Annotated in this window: 20 protein-coding genes; all 20 read right to left on the bottom strand. The window is 39.0% G+C overall.

The features are described 5' to 3' along the window. Positions 1-247 precede the first annotated feature (247 nt). The 20 genes from gdhA to PHO70_07090 all read right to left on the bottom strand — a co-directional run bounded on the left by gdhA (position 248) and on the right by PHO70_07090 (position 17,208). Positions 248-1,582 (bottom strand): NADP-specific glutamate dehydrogenase, encoded by a 1,335-nt coding sequence (gdhA, locus tag PHO70_07185; protein ID MDD5432748.1) that lies wholly within the window; start codon positions 1,580-1,582, stop codon positions 248-250. Positions 1,583-1,607: 25 nt separating this feature from the next. After that, entirely contained in the window at positions 1,608-3,029 is a 1,422-nt protein-coding gene (gene gltA / locus PHO70_07180; GenBank protein MDD5432747.1) for an NADPH-dependent glutamate synthase, read from the bottom strand. A 10-nt stretch (positions 3,030-3,039) separates the two neighbouring features. Beyond that, positions 3,040-3,867, bottom strand: a complete 828-nt coding sequence (locus PHO70_07175; GenBank protein ID MDD5432746.1) for a sulfide/dihydroorotate dehydrogenase-like FAD/NAD-binding protein — start codon at positions 3,865-3,867, stop codon at positions 3,040-3,042. Between the two features lie 206 nt (positions 3,868-4,073). Then, entirely contained in the window at positions 4,074-4,742 is a 669-nt protein-coding gene (gene phoU / locus PHO70_07170) for a phosphate signaling complex protein PhoU (protein MDD5432745.1), read from the bottom strand. A 14-nt stretch (positions 4,743-4,756) separates the two neighbouring features. Beyond that, complete coding sequence (pstB, locus tag PHO70_07165; protein MDD5432744.1) at positions 4,757-5,512, bottom strand: phosphate ABC transporter ATP-binding protein PstB; 756 nt, start codon at positions 5,510-5,512, stop codon at positions 4,757-4,759. Then, positions 5,505-6,254 carry a phosphate ABC transporter ATP-binding protein gene (locus PHO70_07160; GenBank protein MDD5432743.1) on the bottom strand — a complete coding sequence of 250 codons (750 nt, stop codon included), beginning with the start codon at positions 6,252-6,254 and terminating at the stop codon, positions 5,505-5,507. The genes pstB and PHO70_07160 overlap by 8 nt, the downstream gene beginning before the upstream one ends. Positions 6,255-6,263: 9 nt before the next feature. Beyond that, positions 6,264-6,521, bottom strand: a complete 258-nt coding sequence (locus tag PHO70_07155; GenBank protein ID MDD5432742.1) for a GIY-YIG nuclease family protein — start codon at positions 6,519-6,521, stop codon at positions 6,264-6,266. Positions 6,522-6,547: 26 nt separating this feature from the next. Next, on the bottom strand, positions 6,548-7,396 hold the full coding sequence (gene pstA / locus PHO70_07150; GenBank protein MDD5432741.1) for a phosphate ABC transporter permease PstA: 849 nt from the start codon (positions 7,394-7,396) through the stop codon (positions 6,548-6,550). 3 nt (positions 7,397-7,399) lie between these two features. Further along, positions 7,400-8,263: a phosphate ABC transporter permease subunit PstC gene (gene pstC / locus PHO70_07145; GenBank protein ID MDD5432740.1), complete on the bottom strand. Its 864-nt coding sequence runs from the start codon at positions 8,261-8,263 to the stop codon at positions 7,400-7,402. Between the two features lie 6 nt (positions 8,264-8,269). Then, the gene (locus PHO70_07140) at positions 8,270-9,121 is read right to left on the bottom strand and encodes a phosphate ABC transporter substrate-binding protein (GenBank protein MDD5432739.1); all 852 of its coding nucleotides are present in this window, start codon (positions 9,119-9,121) and stop codon (positions 8,270-8,272) included. An 86-nt stretch (positions 9,122-9,207) separates the two neighbouring features. Further along, positions 9,208-9,876 carry a DUF2490 domain-containing protein gene (locus PHO70_07135; protein ID MDD5432738.1) on the bottom strand — a complete coding sequence of 223 codons (669 nt, stop codon included), beginning with the start codon at positions 9,874-9,876 and terminating at the stop codon, positions 9,208-9,210. Between the two features lie 66 nt (positions 9,877-9,942). Then, on the bottom strand, positions 9,943-10,377 hold the full coding sequence (locus tag PHO70_07130; GenBank protein MDD5432737.1) for a response regulator: 435 nt from the start codon (positions 10,375-10,377) through the stop codon (positions 9,943-9,945). 32 nt (positions 10,378-10,409) lie between these two features. Continuing rightward, positions 10,410-10,538, bottom strand: a complete 129-nt coding sequence (locus PHO70_07125; protein ID MDD5432736.1) for a hypothetical protein — start codon at positions 10,536-10,538, stop codon at positions 10,410-10,412. A gap of 81 nt (positions 10,539-10,619) precedes the next feature. Then, positions 10,620-10,991 carry a hypothetical protein gene (locus tag PHO70_07120; GenBank protein MDD5432735.1) on the bottom strand — a complete coding sequence of 124 codons (372 nt, stop codon included), beginning with the start codon at positions 10,989-10,991 and terminating at the stop codon, positions 10,620-10,622. A 7-nt stretch (positions 10,992-10,998) separates the two neighbouring features. Further along, a complete protein-coding gene (greA, locus tag PHO70_07115; GenBank protein ID MDD5432734.1) occupies positions 10,999-11,469 on the bottom strand; it encodes a transcription elongation factor GreA in 471 nt (156 codons plus the stop codon). Positions 11,470-11,471: 2 nt separating this feature from the next. Beyond that, positions 11,472-12,674 carry an ATP-binding protein gene (locus tag PHO70_07110; GenBank protein MDD5432733.1) on the bottom strand — a complete coding sequence of 401 codons (1,203 nt, stop codon included), beginning with the start codon at positions 12,672-12,674 and terminating at the stop codon, positions 11,472-11,474. Between the two features lie 2 nt (positions 12,675-12,676). Further along, positions 12,677-13,372, bottom strand: coding sequence for a response regulator transcription factor (locus tag PHO70_07105; GenBank protein ID MDD5432732.1), 696 nt, complete (start codon positions 13,370-13,372; stop codon positions 12,677-12,679). Beyond that, positions 13,369-14,043, bottom strand: coding sequence for a hypothetical protein (locus tag PHO70_07100; protein ID MDD5432731.1), 675 nt, complete (start codon positions 14,041-14,043; stop codon positions 13,369-13,371). The genes PHO70_07105 and PHO70_07100 overlap by 4 nt, the downstream gene beginning before the upstream one ends. 2 nt (positions 14,044-14,045) lie before the next feature. Then, positions 14,046-15,917: a tRNA uridine-5-carboxymethylaminomethyl(34) synthesis enzyme MnmG gene (gene mnmG / locus PHO70_07095; GenBank protein ID MDD5432730.1), complete on the bottom strand. Its 1,872-nt coding sequence runs from the start codon at positions 15,915-15,917 to the stop codon at positions 14,046-14,048. Positions 15,918-15,927: 10 nt separating this feature from the next. Beyond that, entirely contained in the window at positions 15,928-17,208 is a 1,281-nt protein-coding gene (locus PHO70_07090; protein MDD5432729.1) for an alkaline phosphatase family protein, read from the bottom strand. Between the last annotated feature and the right edge of the window lie 2 nt (positions 17,209-17,210).

Below are 17,210 nucleotides of genomic sequence, written 5' to 3'. Positions count from 1 at the left end.
TCAAAATTTGCAGTTAGACAAGCTGAAAACTTCTATTTTTATATAATATCATAATTAAAGAGGGGGTCAAGCGGATATTAAGTTTCTCTACCCAGCGCGGGTCCTGCCGCCGAGACAACCCCACCGTGCTCGCCCACTGCGCCGGTGGGGTTGCCCCGTCTCGGCGTCACCCCCGCTGGGATATAAACTTATGCAATAAAAAAGGCCCATCTCTATATAAGAGACGGGCCTTTTTACTGGTTTTAACTTATACTAACCCTTGAGCAAGCATTGCATCAGCTACTTTTACAAACCCTGCAATATTTGCACCTTTTACATAATTGACATATTTATCTTCTTTTCCATAGCGAACGCAATTTTCATGGATATTAATCATAATATCGTGAAGCCTTCTGTCAACTTCTTCACGCGTCCATGACAACCTCATGCTGTTCTGGCTCATTTCAAGCCCGGAAGTTGCTACCCCACCTGCATTTGCTGCTTTACCGGGAGCATAAAGAATCTTTGCATTCTGGAATACTTCTATACCCTCGGGAGTTGTAGGCATATTTGCGCCTTCACCAATAGCAATACAACCGTTCTTCACAAGTGTTTTAGCATCTTCCCCTGAGATCTCATTCTGAGTTGCTGATGGGAAAGCTACATCGCACTTAACCTGCCAAGGCCTTTTGCTCTCAAAATATTTACACTTAAATTCTTTTGAGCATTCTTTGATGCGGCCGCGGCGGACATTCTTCAAGTCAAGCACACATTTTAATTCTTTATGGTCAATCCCGTCTTCATCATAAATAAACCCGTCGGAATCAGACATGGTAACTACTTTTGCACCCAACTCAAGCAATTTCTCAACTGTATACTGGGCAACATTACCTGCTCCGGAAACTGCGCAGACTTTACCTTTAAGCGATTTACCTTGCGCCTTTAACATCTCTTCTACAAAATAAACACAGCCATAACCTGTTGCTTCTGGCCTTATAAGGCTTCCACCCCAACTTAAACCTTTACCGGTCAAAACTCCGGTAAATTCATTCTTCAGCTTTTTATATTGGCCGAACATAAACCCGATTTCACGCCCGCCAACTCCAATATCCCCTGCAGGAACATCTGTATCAGGGCCAATATACCTAAAAAGCTCACTCATAAAACTCTGGCAAAATTTCATTACTTCATTATCAGACTTTCCCTTTGGGTCAAAATCTGATCCGCCCTTGCCACCACCCATTGGAAGTGTCGTCAAACTATTTTTAAAAACCTGCTCAAAAGCAAGAAACTTTAAAATACTTAAATTCACGCTCGGATGAAATCTAATACCGCCTTTATATGGGCCAATAGCGCTATTCATCTCTATGCGATAACCTCTATTAATCTGGATCTCGCCTTTATCATCAAGCCATGGAACGCGAAACATTACAAGCCTCTCCGGCTCCACCATTCTTTCAAGAATCTTTGCTTCTTTATACTTTGGATTTTTATCAATAAAAGGTCCGATTGACTCTACAACTTCGCTTACTGCCTGATGAAACTCCGGCTGTCCCGGATTTTTGCTAATCACCTCTTCCATTATCCCGCTAACTTTCTTCATCTTTGTTCCTCCTGTAAGTTATTTTTTACAATTTTAATAAATAATCAACAATAGCGACTGACGCTCTCTTAGCCATCCCCATCGCCTCAATTACTGTTCCCTCCCCTCCAACAATATCTCCTCCGGCAAAAACTCCCTTAATAGAAGTTGCCATGGTCTCTGGATTAACCGTTACATCGCCGTACTTATCCGTAGTTAACTCCGGAGTAACACTAGTAAGTATTTTGTTTGCGCCTAATCCTATTGCCACCACCGCTTCATCGCAATCAACTTCAAAAGAACTATTTGGAATAACTTCCGGCCTGCGCCTACCGCTGGCATCCGGCTCTCCAAGTTTGCATCTTGATGCGCGCATTTTTTTGACAAAACCTTTTTCATCTCCAACAAATTCTTCCGGTTTGACCAAAAGATCAAATTTAACACCCTCTTCTTTTGCATGCTCAATTTCAAGCCTGCGTGCCGGCATCTCCACTTCAGTCCGCCTATACACGATTGTAGTATCAGGCTTAATCCCATTCATATTTTGCAATCTTATAGCGACACGGGCAGCATCCATCGCCGTATTTCCTCCTCCGATAACAACTATATGCTTACCGATTGTAACCGGCGTATGATACTCTGGGAATTTCTCCGCTGACATAAGATTGACTCTGGTTAAGAATTCATTAGCAGAATAAATATTACACAAATTCTCCCCCGGAATTCCCATAAAAGATGGGATACCTGCACCAAGGCCTAAGAAAATCGCAGAATAGCCTTCTTTAAACAGCTCATCAATTGTTTTTGCTTTTCCAACTATATAATTAGTATTTATCTCAACACCAAGTTTTTTTAATGAATTGATTTCGGAATCAAGAATGTTTCTTGGAAGCCTGAAAGGCGGGATGCCATAACGCAAAACTCCGCCTGTTTTATGCAGGCCTTCAAAAATAACTACCTTTATGCCGCGCCTTGCAAGCTCTCCTGCACAACATAAACCTGCCGGGCCGGAGCCTACAACAGCAACTTTCATTTTTGATAACTTAGCGTCATTATCTGCTTTTACCTGGAGAGATTTTTTTGCTCCATGGTCTCCAACGAATCTTTCAAGAAAATGGATATTTATCGCTTCCTTAGAAGCAAAGGGTTCGCCTTTTTTTGTAAATACGCACACCCTGCGGCACTGATATTCAGCAGGACAGACCCTTCCGCAGATAGAAGGAAAATTATTTTTCTCTCTAATAGTAAAATATGCCCCATCATAATCTTTTTCAGTTATCTTTTTTATAAATCCCTTGATATTAATACCAACAGGGCAGCCTGAAATACACTTCGGCTCTTTACATTGAATACAGCGGCTTGCCTCTTCAAGGGCATTCTCTTCTGAAAAACCTAAGACTACTTCTTCAAAACTCTTCGCTCTTATTGCGCTATCTTGTTCCTTAACGCTTACCGGTTGCTTTTTCATAATTTATCCGTTATAACTTTTTAAGTTGGCAAATATGTTTTTCTTTTTCGTTATAAACACTATTACGCTTCTGGAGTTCCTGCCAATCAACTTCACTTGCCTCAAATTCAGGGCCATCAACACAGCTAAACTTAACTTTTCCTCCTACGCTTACCCTGCAGCAGCCGCACATACCGGTCCCATCAACCATAAGTGCATTCAAGGAAACTAAAGTATGTACGCCAAAAGGCTTTGTTACCATGGAAACTGCTTTCATCATAGGAATGGGGCCAACAGCATAAACCAAATCTTGTTTTGATTTTTCCAGTAATTCTTTGAGTGCTTCGGTTACAAATCCTTTACGGCCATAGGAGCCATCGTCTGTCATAACAATCAATTCATCGCACGCTTCTTTTAACTCTCTCTCAAGAATCAATAGTTCTTTTGAACGAGATCCTATAATAGCTGTAACAAAATTCCCTGCTTGCTTCATTGCCTTGGCTACAGGATAAATTTCGGCAATACCAACTCCGCCCCCTACTAATATAACCTTGCCATATTTCTTAATCTCAGTTGGATGCCCTAATGGCCCGACTATTGAATATAATGATTCGCCCTCAGCAGCTCTTGCTAAAAGTTTTGTAGTAAAACCTGCTTCTTGAGCGATAATTGTAATTGTGCCTTTAACGATGTCAGTATTAACAATAGTTAGAGGGATCCTTTCCCCTTCTTCTTTGACCATCAAAACAACAAATTGCCCTGCTTTGGCTTTGCGGGCGATATCCGGGGCCAGTATTATGAGCTTTACTACACGAACCCCCTGATTTTCCGTTAAAACTTCCTTATTTAATACTTTCATGCGATTATTCTCCGCTATTATTTACGCGCTTTTGAATATCTTTTAGGCTAAGCGTGCCTAATTTTTAGGCACACATAAGAAAAAAAATAGACGTCCTCTAAGAATTTCATATGGACGTCTTTGTCTCATACTTAAGCAAACTTTATTGAATGTGACTTATTCTATATTTGTTTAGTTTCCCTGTCAATAATTATTTTCTTGCAAATCTATTCCAACTCTTCAGGATGGTGCTTCACAACTTTTGCTTCTACCATATAGATCACATCTTCCGCTATATTTGTCGTATGGTCGCAGATACGCTCTAAGTACCGGGCGATAAGCAATAAAGATACTGCACGGTCAGCGGTTGAGGCATCGCGGGCCATGTAATCATTCACCAGCTCACTCTGTACCAAATCGCGCAATTTATCCGCCTCGGAATCTGATAAAACAACTTTTCTTGCCAACGCAACATCCTTATTGACAAAAGCATTAATGGCATCATTAACCATTCTTTGAGCGATGGCAGATAATTTAGGTATATCAATAAGAGGCTTTAATAATGGTTTATCCACTAACTCCAATACCCTCTCTGAAATGTCAACTGCAATATCCGCGATACGTTCCAATTCCGCGTTTATCTTCATTCCCGTTGTAATAAAACGCAAATCCCCTGCCATAGGCTGGTAACGCGCGATTAAATCAATGCACCTCTCATCAATTGATAACTCCAACTCATCAATGTTATTATCAGCATCTATTACTTCTTGCGCTTGAGCCCTATTTCGGTCTTTCAGTGCTTCGATTGATTTAAAGATTGATTCCTGCGTTAAAACTCCCATTTTAAGAATTTCTTTGTGTAATTCTTTTAATTCTTCGTCTATGTGCCTTTGCATTTCATTCCTCCGGATTAACCGTATCTTCCAGTTATATAATCTTCTGTTCTTTTATCTATTGGTGCAGTAAATATTTGATGCGTTTGGCCAAATTCTATTAACTCGCCTAAAAGCATAAAACCTGTATCATCGGAAACGCGTGCTGCCTGCTGCATGTTATGCGTAACTATTATTATAGTATAATTATTCTTAAGCTCACGCATTAATTCTTCAATCCTGGATGTCGCCTGCGGGTCTAAAGTTGAGCATGGCTCATCCATTAGAAGCACATCCGGCTTAACCGCAATCAATCTTGCGATACAAAGCCTTTGTTTTTGTTCCAGAGAAAGGCTTAAAGCAGATTTTTTTAATTTATCTTTTAATTCATCCCATAATAAAACCGATTTTAAGCTCTCCTCTACTATTTCATCAAGCTTACTTCGGCTTGTCATATTTACATGGACTCTTTCACCGAAAACAATATTTTCGTAAATTGATAACGGGAACGGATTAGGCCTTTGAAAAACCATTCCGACTTTTTTTCTTAATACCACTAAATCAGCTTTATTATCAAGAATGTTTTCGCCATCAACCAGAACTTCGCCTGCAGTGCGCACTCCTTCAACCAAATCATTCATGCGGTTAAAAACACGCAGCAATGTTGACTTCCCGCATCCAGATGGCCCGATAATCGCGGTAATCTTTTTCTCTCCAAAAGAAGTATTTACTTCTTTTAAAGCCTGAAAATTGCCATACCACAAATCTAATTTATTAACTTTTATTTTATCCATATTTCCCACTAATATACCCATCCGTGCGTTTATCGGTAGGTGCGGTAAAGATTTTATCTGTCTTATCAAGCTCAACAAGCTCACCGCTGAGGAAAAACGCGGTTTTATCTCCTACGCGGGCTGCCTGCTTAACATTATTTGTAACCAGAATTATTGTATAAGTTTTCTTTAATTTAAGCATTGCTTCTTCAACTTTTGCGGTTGAAATAGGATCAAGGCCGGAACACGGCTCATCAAATAAAATTACCTGCGGCTCAACTGCAAGGGTGCGCGCGATACACAATCGCTGCTGCTGGCCACCGGATAATTTAAAAGCTGAGGAATCCATCCTATCTTTTACTTCTTCCCAGAGATAAGCCTTCTTTAGGGATTCTTCAACTCTATTTTCAATTATTTTTTTATTCTTCTCCCCAATCATCCTTACGCCATAGGCAACATTTTCAAATATTGACAGCGGTAAAGGCAGAGGAAGGGCAAAAACCATGCCAATTTTTCTGCGCAGTAATTCCACATCTATTTTTTTAATATCTTTCCTATCAAATTCAACAAAACCAGTCATTCTAAAACTTGGCTGCAAATCATTTAAGCGGTTAAGCATCCTTAAAAAAGTAGTCTTCCCGCTATTTGACGGGCCAATTATGCTTAATATTTCATGGGCGTTAACTTCCATGTTTACCTGTTTCAAAATATGGGCTTGCCCAAACCAGATATTAAGATTATTTATATTAAATATTACCCCCACACCAACTCCTTAAATCACAATACTTTCATTAATTCTCTTTCTTAACTGAATAAAAGCTCGCGATCTTAATTTTAAATTATGCTCTCTTTTTCTTGCATCTTTCTCTGATTTATAAGCTTCGTAGTAGACTAGGCCAAAAGGCTTTCTAGACTTTGTAGAGAATACTAACCCGCTATTGTGTTCATTTAATCTCCTGTCCAAGTCATTAGTAGAGCCAATATAAAAATTTTCATCTTTCTTGCTTTTTAGAATATATACATAAAACATACTTTCATTGGAGTTGGTGTGGGGGATTACCATTTCTTTCTCTTCCTGAATTTAGACCTAATGATTATGGCAACCAGATTCATAAATAAAACCATCACCAACAAAACCAGGGCTGTCCCGTAACGAATCTTCTCGTCAACATTAGGCACCTGTGTGGAAATAACATAAAGGTGATACGGCAAAGCCATTGCCTGATCAAAAATGGACTGGGGAAGCCGCGGTAGGTAAAAAGCCGCGACAGTAAAAAGAATAGGCGCTGTCTCTCCTGCTGCCCTTCCTAAACCTAAAATTGTTCCGGTTAGTATCCCGGGGATTGCATTAGGAAGGACAATATGCCTTATCGTCTGCCACTTACTTGCGCCCAAAGATAAACTAACTTCTCTAAACGATTGTGGAACACTCTCCAAGGCCTCCCGCGACGTAGTAATAATTATAGGAAGAATCATAATTCCTAAAGTAAGAGAACCGGAAAGGATTGAAGCGCCGAACTTAAGAAACACCACAAATAAAGCCAAGCCAAAAAGACCGTACACAACAGAAGGAACTCCTGCCAAGTTAACTATCGCAAGCCTGATTATCCTTGTTAAGAAATTATCTTTTGAATATTCGCTTAGGTATATTGCCGCAAGCAAACCAATAGGAAGAGCAAAAATAATCGCGCCCATTACAAGATAAACTGTGCCAACGATTGCCGGGAATATCCCGCCTGAACGCATCCCTTGACGAGGTATGTCAGTTAGAAATTGCCAATTTATCGCAGGAAGGCCTTTTTGAAAAATAACTACAACAATTAATCCAACCGGAACAACTATTAAAAGAGTTGCAAGGAGTAAAAAGAAAAAAGCGATATTTTGTGTCCTGTGCGGATTACGCATATTTTATTGTTTCTTGTGCAGAAATAAATCTGCCGTTACGTTAATTGCAAAACTTATGATAAATAAAACTATACCTATTGCAAAGAGTGCAAAAAAATGCTCACTTCCTACTACTGCCTCTCCCATCTCTGCAGCGATAGTAGCAGTTAATGTCCGGACAGGCTGTAGAATGCTTGTCGGAATCACGGCAGAGTTACCAGTAATCATCATAACTGCCATAGTCTCTCCGATTACCCTTCCAATTCCAAGCATAACTGCAGCTACTATACCAGAGGACGCTGCCGGAAGCATTACCCGCCAGATTGTCTGCCAGTGGGTTGCCCCTAACGCAAATGCACCTTCTTTGTAATTCTTGGGGACCGAATAAAGTGCGTCTTCCGCAATTGAAACAATAGTCGGCATAGCCATAAAAGCAAGCATAATCGAACCTGATAAAGCAGTTAATCCGGTGGGGAGTTTAAAAATATTCTTTACCATTGGGACAAGCGTTATCATACCGATAAAACCCAAAACAACACTTGGGATGGCAGCCAATAATTCAATCCCTGTTTTAAGTAAATCCTTAATTTTGGAAGGCGCAACTTCCGCGATATAAAGAGCACAGGCAACTCCAATAGGAATAGAGATAATCGCGGCTCCAAAAGTAACTAAGAGTGAGCCTAAAATAAGAGGGAAAATCCCTAATTGGGGAGGCTCGGATATTGGATACCAACTCCTGCCAAAAATAAATTTTAAAGGGGTTTCAATTTTAAAAAGCGCTAAACCCTCTTTTAGCAGGAATAAAAAAATTAACACAACAAAGAATATTGAAGCTAACCCGCAAATTTGGATTAGCTTCTCTATAATAAACTCTTTAAATTTTCGCATGTGCTCCTATTTCACCGGCACAAAATCCGTCTTTACTACAATATCCTGCCCTTCTTTGGAAAGCGTAAAATCAACAAAATCCTTCACAATGCCTTTCGGTTCACCATTTGTATACAGTAAAAGTGGCCTTGAAATCGGATACTTCCCATTTATAACATTTTCTATTGTCGGAAAAATATATTCGCTTTTTTCATCCTTGGCTACTGAAATAGCTTTTTGTTTTGCAGAAATATAACCCATGCCATAATAGCCGATTGCAGAAGGATTTGTCGCGACTTCATCAGCAATGGCTTGGGAGGAGGATAAAAGCAATGCTGAAGGAGCAAACTCTTCTTTGCCGTTAGGATCCCCTTTTCTTAATACGTGTTCTTTAAAATAAACATGGGTTCCGGAATTAACTTCCCGGGACAAAATAACAATTCTTTCATCCTTTCCGCCAAACTCTTTCCAATTGTTGATCTTTCCTGTAAAAATTCCTGCCAGCTGGCCGGTGGTGAGCTTAGAAATTGGATTCTTTGGATTAACAACAACAGCCAATCCATCTAAAGCAACTTTAACTTCAAAGGGATCGACATTCTTTTGCTTTGCCAAAGCTATTTCTTTTTCTTTTATATTCCTTGAACTCATTGCGATATCACATGTCCCGCTGATAAGGCTGGAAAAACCAGTCCCTGAACCTCCTCCGGTTACAGCTATAAAATTAGCGGCATTCTTTTCCATATACTTTTCCGCCCAAGCCTGCCCGAGGTTAACCATAGTATCAGAACCTTTAACTTGGATTGAATTACTTTCTTTGGCGGCAAATGCAGAACTAAACATAAGCACCGAAATCAAAACTAATAATCCTTTTTTTAACATTTTCGCTCCTTATCTATTTGCTTTAATTAATAGTACAATAACTATATTATATTTAGATTAAATTAATGTAAAATGTATGTTAAATCTTAGAATGAGACTTTTAGCTTGGTCCCTAACACATTCGCATCAGCCCATATCCCGGTCCCGGAAGCTTTAGAGCTTTGGAGCATATAATAAATCTCACCTTTTAAATTCTTAGTTAAAGTAAAACCTAACCCTGAATAAAATCTATTTTTGTTCAAATCTATGCCGTTTAAATTCAAGAATATTTCATCAGCAAAATACGGCTGGATTTCAAACTTTGTAAACTTCCAAGGAAGTTTTACGTTAAATTTATTCCGGTATCTCCAGGAATCCTCCTGCCAATCATAATGCCGGTATTCAAGGCGGTTGCGGTCGTCAAACGTAAAACCTGCCAAAGCCCATTTTATAGTAGCGTTGATATGCGGCTCGTTTTCTTCCTTAAAATCCGATCCTTTCTTTTCATATATCTGCCTGTAGTTTAAGCCTAAATCCAGCCATTTCTGTGCAGCATAGACTATCCCTACATCATAATGTTGGTAATAAAGATTGCCTCCGTCATCTCCTAAACGAAGCTCTTCTTCCATGGTCGCCTTAAATTTGTTATTAATTTTCCATTCCTGTTGTTCAGTATGCCAAACTTGAAAATCCCCATCATCAAAAGCATAGGCGTTACTTAAAAAACCAACTGCCAGTAATCCTGAAATTAAGATTTCAAAAATATGTGTTTTCACTTTCTTTCTCCCTATTTTAAGATTCATTTATCATATTATTACATAAAATCCCCTATTCAAAACAAATTAATTATGCATTTTTCTTCCTCCTTTCGCTATTTTCTCTACAATAAATTCCCTGTTTTGCATACTTTCCGCTTCTTTTGTAATCTGTTTCAGATCACCCATATTAAACGGCTTTGTTAAATAACAATTAGCTCCTAGGATATGAGCGTATAGCTTATCCTGATTGCTGTTCTTTGCGCTTACAACAATGATAAAAGTTTTAAAGGCGGATTTGTTTTCTTTAATTTTCTTACAGATATCAAAACCGTCAATTCCCGGAAGCATAAGATCAAGAATCACAATATTAAAAAACTCCTGATTTAACATTTTAAGCGCATTAAACCCGTCAAAAACCTGAGTAACAACAAATTCCTCTTTCTTCAAGTTATATGAGATTAACTCACTAATGTCTTTATCGTCTTCCACTACCAAAACTTTGCTTTCGTTTTCTATCATTTCAATCTCTCCTTTTTCTTAAAAATCATACTTTAGGCGTATTGGCCATAGTAAATATCCAATACGCTCAATTCATCATCAATTACCGTCTTCAAATAATTTAAGATTGAAGCGAAAAATTTGGATATTTTCTTTAGCCTATTTCTATTTTTCTTTATCATGGCTAAAGTATAAAATAAGGGGATTAAATCCGGATGAACGAAATGTAAAATGTGGGTTAAGTCTATTAAGAGAAGGGTCTGCTATTTCTTTGAGGCTATTACTTGCTCGTAGAAATCTCTTTGCAGGCTGAGTACGTTTCCAGTGTCGTTAGAAATTGCAACAGGTATAAAATTAATATCGTTATCTTTTAGAAAAGCATTTAAAGGGCGGGTCCTGTAAAACAAAAACTCTATTACATGGTTACCTAACGAATACACTTCAATTCTTGAAGGAGTATTCATAGTCTTTATTAAATCAACCTTACTCATGCCGATTGAAACTTTGGAAAGGTTCTTTGTATTGCTTGAAGCTATATTCTTTGATTTAACATATTCAACATTGTTTAAAAGCACTGTCCAAGAAACTAGCCCTGCCAAAAACAAAACAACTAGTATCAATATTAATTTTTTCATACGCTCCTCACCTTGAAATTTTTAATATTTTATACTTTAATATTCCTGCTGGAATCTTGATTTCAACAACTTCGTTTTCCTTATGATTTAAAAGCCCGCTGCCTACCGGAGAAGTAACGGAGATCTTATTTTGAGAATAATCCGCCTCCACCTCTGAAACAAGGGTATATTCAAGCTCTTCATCCGTATCCATATCTTTAAGCTTAACTGTTGCGCCAATCAGGACTTCATCGCTAGGAATGTTTTCATCATCGATAATACGTGCTCCGGCTATTTTAGATTCCAATTCTGCAATTTGTTTCTCGTTATGAGCTTGGGCATCTTTTGCCGCATCATAATCCGCGTTCTCCGAGATATCTCCATGCTCTCTTGCTTTGCCAATCGCCTTAGAGATCTCTTTTCTTTTTACCTTCTTTAAATGCTCTAATTCCTCTGCTAACTTCTGATAACCTTTTTTTGTTAAGTAAATTTCATTCATATTTATCCTCTTAATAAAGTAAACCAGAATTTTGAACCGGAGCCTTCAACACTCTCCACCCCGGCCTCTCCTCCATGCAACTCAATAATATGCTTAACAATGGATAAACCTAACCCTGTACCGCCTAATTCTCTTGAACGCGCCTTGTCTACCCTATAAAACCGTTCAAAAATCCTTAACAGGTCTTTTCTTGGGATTCCAACACCTGAATCTTCTACAATCACTTTTAGTTTATCTTTCATCTCTTCGCAATAAATACGCACAAACCCATTTTCTTTGTTAAATTTAACAGCATTATCAATAAGATTAGTAAATACCTGCCCTATTTTTCCTTTATCCCCGACAACCAATACATCAGAAGGCAATTCATTTTTAACCTCAATGTTCTTCTTTTTTGCCTTGGATTTAAAACTCAGCAACATCTCTTCAGAAATTTCTTTTAGATTAATATTTTCTTTATTTATAGATGCTTCTTTTGACTCAACATACGACAAATCCAATAAATCATTTACCAAATTATCCAACCTTTGTGCATGGTTTTGAATAATCTTCAGGAAATTAAGATTGTTTTCTTTATCATCTATTGCCCCTTCCAAAAGGGTTTCCACAAAACCCTTAATAGAGGTAAGCGGTGTTTTTAATTCATGGGAGACGTTGGCTACAAAATCACGGCGCATTGTCTCTAATTTGCGCATTTCTGTAACATCGTGAATAACCAGAAGGCATCCACTGGCAATGTTTTTTTCAAAGATTGGAGATGCATTAACCTGAAACACCCTCTGCTCAGGCCAAACCACATTTAACTCTTTTAAGACAACTTTCCCGTTCTTTAAAACATCAGCTGCTATCTCTGAAAGGCCGTTATTACGAAAAGCCTCTAATAATAACCGGCCAACAACCTCAGCCGAAGGGACATTAAATATTCTCTTAGCGCTTGGGTTCAATGACTTGATCCTTGAATCATTATCAACCACAACAACCCCTTCAACCATATTATTAAGTATGGTTAAAGCCTGCTGCTTTTCTTTTTCAAGTAAATTAATTTTTTCTTCAAGCGCCGAAACAGCCTTGTTTATCGCCTCGGCAAGCTCGGTTATCTTACCGGATGACAGAATATGCGTTCTTCGCCCGGGTTCACCCGAACCAATATTATTTAAAACAGTAATTATTTCATCAATTTGTTTGTCTTTAGCGGAAAATAACATTTTTATTCTTCTGCCTCGAACCTATATCCGTAATTTTTCACAGTAACAATACGCTCTGCCTCGCTCTTTAATTTCTTGCGCAGTGTCCTTATGTGCACGTCCACTGTCCGAGTTTGAATCTCCATCGCATGGTCAAATCCCCAGATATTATCCAACAGAAAATCCCTTGAAAGCACCCTTCCCTTAGCCTTAATTAACGTAGTTAATAACTCAAATTCTTTTGATGTAAGCTCAACAGGCTTTTCTTTAACCATGACCGAAATCTTAGAATAATCAATTGTTAAATCTCCAATTTTAGTTATAACAGGCGCTTTATCTTTTTCTTTGCTTCTCCGAAGCACTGCCTTTACCCGCGCAATCAGCTCTTTTGGGCTAAACGGCTTGGTTACATAATCGTCGGCCCCCAATTCAAGGCCGACAATTTTATCCGATTCCTGGCTTTTTGCAGTAAGCATAATAATAGGTATAACTGCGGTCTTATCTTCTTTTTTAAGGCTCTTACACACCTCAAGCCCGTCAATCCCGGGAAGCATAAGATCCAAAAGAATTAAATCCGGATGCTCTTTATTCGCCAAATCCAAAGCATCCTCCCCATCGCGACAGGAGATAGTCCTAAAACCTTCCTTTTGAAGATTGTAATCTAGCATTTTATTGATATCTTTTTCATCTTCAACAATCAGGATTTTTTCTTTTGTCATTTCTTTTTACCTTTGCATAAATTAACACACACCCCACAGATAAATTGGTCAACGAGGCGCTGTTTTTGGAATTCCTTTAATTTTTCAAAACATAACAGATGTTCAAATTCAGCAGGTTTATCCTTTATCGCCTGAGCCGGACAGGCATTCATACACAATCTGCATTCTCCACAGCCAAATTCTACCGGTTTATCTGTTTTTAACGGCATATCGGTAAGAATTGTCACCAACCTAAACTGGCTTCCCAAATCTTTGTTCACCAAAAGATTATTTCTTCCAATCCATCCAAGGCCGGCTTCAACAGCCAGTTTTTTATGAGATAAATGCGCTGTCTGTTTCTGCCAGTCAACAATCTGCGAAGCAGGAATTGGTATTGCGGTAAAACCTTTCTTCTGTAAATAACTACAAATCTTTAATGCTGTCTGATCAATAAAGGTATTTACTGTGCGGTAATGATGGAAATAAAGCCTTGTAGGCGCATTATCAAGCTCTTTAAGTACGCCTTTGGACAAACGCACTGCAAGGCAAATCGCCCTGTCAATTTTTTCTAAAGCACTCTCGGAAATGAAAAATTCTTTTTTTAATCCAGTTATGTCGGCAACACCGAATAAATCAAATCCCTGCGTAAGGCAATATTTCTTTAAGGTTAAATAATTTTTACTTTTGTCCATAGTTAGGCATGTGAAATCTTCTTTAAATAAATCATAAGAAGTGAAATCGCAACCGGAGTAACCCCTGAAATCCTTGAGGCCTGCCCCAGATTAATCGGCTTAAATCTAATCAGCTTTTCTTTTATTTCCCGGGATAAACCGGAAATTTGAGAATAATCCAAATCGAGCGGCAGTTTAATTTTTTCCAGATTCTTAAACCTTTCCACATCCTTAAGCTGCCTCTGGATAAACCCAGCATATTTTACCTCAATTTCAACCTCCCGCAAAGCACTTTCCGGGAAATCTAATTTAACTCCTGAAAGCTCTGTTAAATTATTTAAATTTATCTGCGGCCTTCTTAAAAGTTCTTCCAGAGAAATGGATTTTTTAAGCGCAGAGAAATTAAATTCCTTAAGCTTATCATTTACTTCTTTTGACGGCTTAACAAATGTTTTCTTTAAAAATTCCCCTGCTTCTTTAATTGCTTCTATTTTTTTACTAAGCCTGTTGAAATCTTCTTTTTTAACCAAACCTAAATCATGCCCGATTTTGCCAAGGCGTAAATCCGCGTTGTCTTGACGGATAACCAAACGGTATTCAACACGCGAAGTAAACATCCTATATGGCTCGGGCGTTCCTTTTGTAGTTAAGTCGTCAATTAGAACTCCGATGTAGCTGCTTGAGCGGTCCAAAACAAGCTCATCTTTATTTTTTATCCGCTTTCCAGCGTTAATCCCCGCGATTAACCCCTGAGCCGCCGCCTCTTCATATCCGGTTGTCCCGTTAATCTGCCCTGCTAAATACAGACCCTTAATTATTTTTGCCTCAAGCGTCGGGAATAACTGTGTTGGCTCAACTACCATATGCTCTATACCATAGCCAAAACGGATTATTTTTGCATTCTCAAGGCCGGCGATAGAATGGATCAGATCTAATTGCACGTCCTCGGGAAGGCTCGTTGATATCCCATTTGGATAGATCTCATCAGTTCCTAAACCTTGCGGTTCCAAAAATATCTGGTGCCTCTCTCTATCCGAGAATTTTACAATTTTATCTTCAATAGAAGGGCAATACCTGACACCTGTAGATTTGATAATCCCCGCATAAAGCGGAGAACGCTTAAGGTTATCCAGAATAATTTTATGCGTTATTTTATTAGTATAAGTAATATGGCAAGGGATTTGTTTTTGTTCAATCTTTCTGGTAGAAAAAGAAAATGGCTGCGGCGGATTATCTCCCTCTTGCACGATAAGCTTAGAAAAATCTATTGTATTCTTATCAAGCCGTGGGCAGGTTCCGGTTTTAAACCTGAGCAGATTAAAGCCTAATTCTTTTAGGTTATCTGCAAGGCCAATAGAAGCTTTCTCATTGATCCTTCCTCCGCTATGATGATTAAGCCCAACATGGATTAAGCCGTCCAAAAAAGTCCCGGGGCAGATTATTACTGCTTTCGCAGAAATCTCTTCGGGCTTATCAGTAACAACGCCTATTACTTTTGGGCCATCAACAAGAAGCTTTTTAACTTCAACTTCTTTAACAAATAAATTCTCCTGAGCATTTACAACATCGCACATATATTTGTTATAAAACGCCATATCTATCTGCGCGCGGGAGGATTGCACTGCCGGACCCTTGGAAGCATTAAGGATTCTAAATTGAATGCCGCAGGTATCAGCTGCTTTTGCCATTTCACCACCCAAGGCATCAACCTCTCTTACCAACTGCGCTTTCCCAACGCCGCCGATAGCAGGATTGCAACTCATAAGGCCAATACTCTTTTTATCCAAAGTAAGCATGAGAGTTTTACAACCCATGCGGCTGGCTGCAAGAGACGCTTCAATGCCGGCATGGCCAGCACCGATAACTATAATATCGTATTTATCCATAATAGTTATAAATATACTCTTATTTAGCTAATTTTACAAGTAATGGCAGGAGGCTATTTCCTAAAACCTTACCTAATGACCCTTTGTCTGCGGAGCGCTCGGAGAAACTGCTAATTTTATCAGGCTTATTATTTCCTCCGGAAATAAGCAGAGGCACAGGGCCGCTGGAATGAGTGGAAGTTGCGCAAACCGTAGAGTGATCCGCGGTAACCGCTACAACAGTTTCTTTCATGTTTAAGCTTGAGAGAAGGCTGCCAAAGTAAAATTTATCTATTAATTCAATAATCTCTATCTTCTTTTTAAAATCTCCATCGTGGCTTGGTTCATCCGGGCCCTTTATATGCACATAAAGGCAATCAAATTTATCAATCGCATCTAACGCTATTTTTGCCCAGACAGCATAATCCACATCCAAGTGCCCTGTTTTATTCGGCACCTCAATTATCTCCATCCCTGTTAATAAAGCAATCCCCCGCTCAACCGGCATTTCAACAAAAGCTCCAAAGCTTAAACGATAAAGCGACTGAACATTTGGAAATTTAGGAAGAGAGCTTCCCGCATCTCTTGATAAGATTGCATTCGCGGCAAGCTTTCCCTCAGAAATACGTTTTTTGTTTATATATGATTCACTTAAAACTTTTAGAGACTTCTGGGTAAACTCATTTAAAATAAGCGCTGTCTCTTTCGCATCAAAAGAATTTTCATGCCCGCGCATAGGGACTGACTGAAGCAAATAATTATCACACCTTTCTCTTGTTACTCCAAAAATCCCATGCCTCCCATAGGCAGAATCAGTATTAGTAATCCAAGGGGATAATTTATTATGCATTGGACGAAGCACCAAAACACCCCTGTGCCCGACTGTATTTACAAATTCAAAGGTAGCGCTTGAAAGCGAAATCTTAGAATTGATTTCTTTGGCAAAGCCATCTGTCTCTTCCTGAGTAAGAGTCCTTCCTACTCTGCGGTCGGAAATAGTTTTCCCGTCTTCCCCAAGGCTTGCAAAATTTACCCTTAATGCAACATTGCCTTCGCTAACCGTAATACCTTCCGCAAAAGCCTCTAATGGCCCACGGCCGGTATAATACTTCTTTACGTCGTAACCCAAAAGACTGATTACCGCGGTATCGGATTCCGGGACTATTCCTTTACCCACAGGATAGACTAACCCAACCTTGCCTTCTTTGGCAAGGCTATCCATATGAGGCGTAAGAGCCGCCTCAAGAGGAGTTTTATTGTTTAACTCCTTTATCGGATTATCTCCCAACCCATCCAAAACTATATAAATTATTTTTTTCATAA

This window comes from Candidatus Omnitrophota bacterium, from assembly GCA_028715415.1.
In the GTDB taxonomy this organism is placed as follows: domain Bacteria; phylum Omnitrophota; class Gorgyraeia; order Gygaellales; family Profunditerraquicolaceae; genus JAQURX01.
The sequence above is the reverse complement of the archived record's forward strand: the minus strand, read 5'-3'. Positions and strand labels throughout refer to the sequence as shown.

What these genes read in the sequence shown, in the direction of transcription:
- gdhA (MDD5432748.1), bottom strand. Translation starts at nt 1,582, where the DNA reads ATGAAGAAAGTTAGCGGGATAATGGAAGAGGTGATTAGCAAAAATCCG.
- gltA (MDD5432747.1), bottom strand. Translation starts at nt 3,029, where the DNA reads ATGAAAAAGCAACCGGTAAGCGTTAAGGAACAAGATAGCGCAATAAGA.
- PHO70_07175 (MDD5432746.1), bottom strand. Translation starts at nt 3,867, where the DNA reads ATGAAAGTATTAAATAAGGAAGTTTTAACGGAAAATCAGGGGGTTCGT.
- phoU (MDD5432745.1), bottom strand. Translation starts at nt 4,742, where the DNA reads ATGCAAAGGCACATAGACGAAGAATTAAAAGAATTACACAAAGAAATT.
- pstB (MDD5432744.1), bottom strand. Translation starts at nt 5,512, where the DNA reads ATGGATAAAATAAAAGTTAATAAATTAGATTTGTGGTATGGCAATTTT.
- PHO70_07155 (MDD5432742.1), bottom strand. Translation starts at nt 6,521, where the DNA reads ATGTTTTATGTATATATTCTAAAAAGCAAGAAAGATGAAAATTTTTAT.
- pstA (MDD5432741.1), bottom strand. Translation starts at nt 7,396, where the DNA reads ATGCGTAATCCGCACAGGACACAAAATATCGCTTTTTTCTTTTTACTC.
- pstC (MDD5432740.1), bottom strand. Translation starts at nt 8,263, where the DNA reads ATGCGAAAATTTAAAGAGTTTATTATAGAGAAGCTAATCCAAATTTGC.
- PHO70_07140 (MDD5432739.1), bottom strand. Translation starts at nt 9,121, where the DNA reads ATGTTAAAAAAAGGATTATTAGTTTTGATTTCGGTGCTTATGTTTAGT.
- PHO70_07130 (MDD5432737.1), bottom strand. Translation starts at nt 10,377, where the DNA reads ATGATAGAAAACGAAAGCAAAGTTTTGGTAGTGGAAGACGATAAAGAC.
- PHO70_07125 (MDD5432736.1), bottom strand. Translation starts at nt 10,538, where the DNA reads ATGATAAAGAAAAATAGAAATAGGCTAAAGAAAATATCCAAATTTTTC.
- PHO70_07120 (MDD5432735.1), bottom strand. Translation starts at nt 10,991, where the DNA reads ATGAAAAAATTAATATTGATACTAGTTGTTTTGTTTTTGGCAGGGCTA.
- greA (MDD5432734.1), bottom strand. Translation starts at nt 11,469, where the DNA reads ATGAATGAAATTTACTTAACAAAAAAAGGTTATCAGAAGTTAGCAGAG.
- PHO70_07110 (MDD5432733.1), bottom strand. Translation starts at nt 12,674, where the DNA reads ATGTTATTTTCCGCTAAAGACAAACAAATTGATGAAATAATTACTGTT.
- PHO70_07105 (MDD5432732.1), bottom strand. Translation starts at nt 13,372, where the DNA reads ATGACAAAAGAAAAAATCCTGATTGTTGAAGATGAAAAAGATATCAAT.
- PHO70_07100 (MDD5432731.1), bottom strand. Translation starts at nt 14,043, where the DNA reads ATGGACAAAAGTAAAAATTATTTAACCTTAAAGAAATATTGCCTTACG.
- PHO70_07090 (MDD5432729.1), bottom strand. Translation starts at nt 17,208, where the DNA reads ATGAAAAAAATAATTTATATAGTTTTGGATGGGTTGGGAGATAATCCG.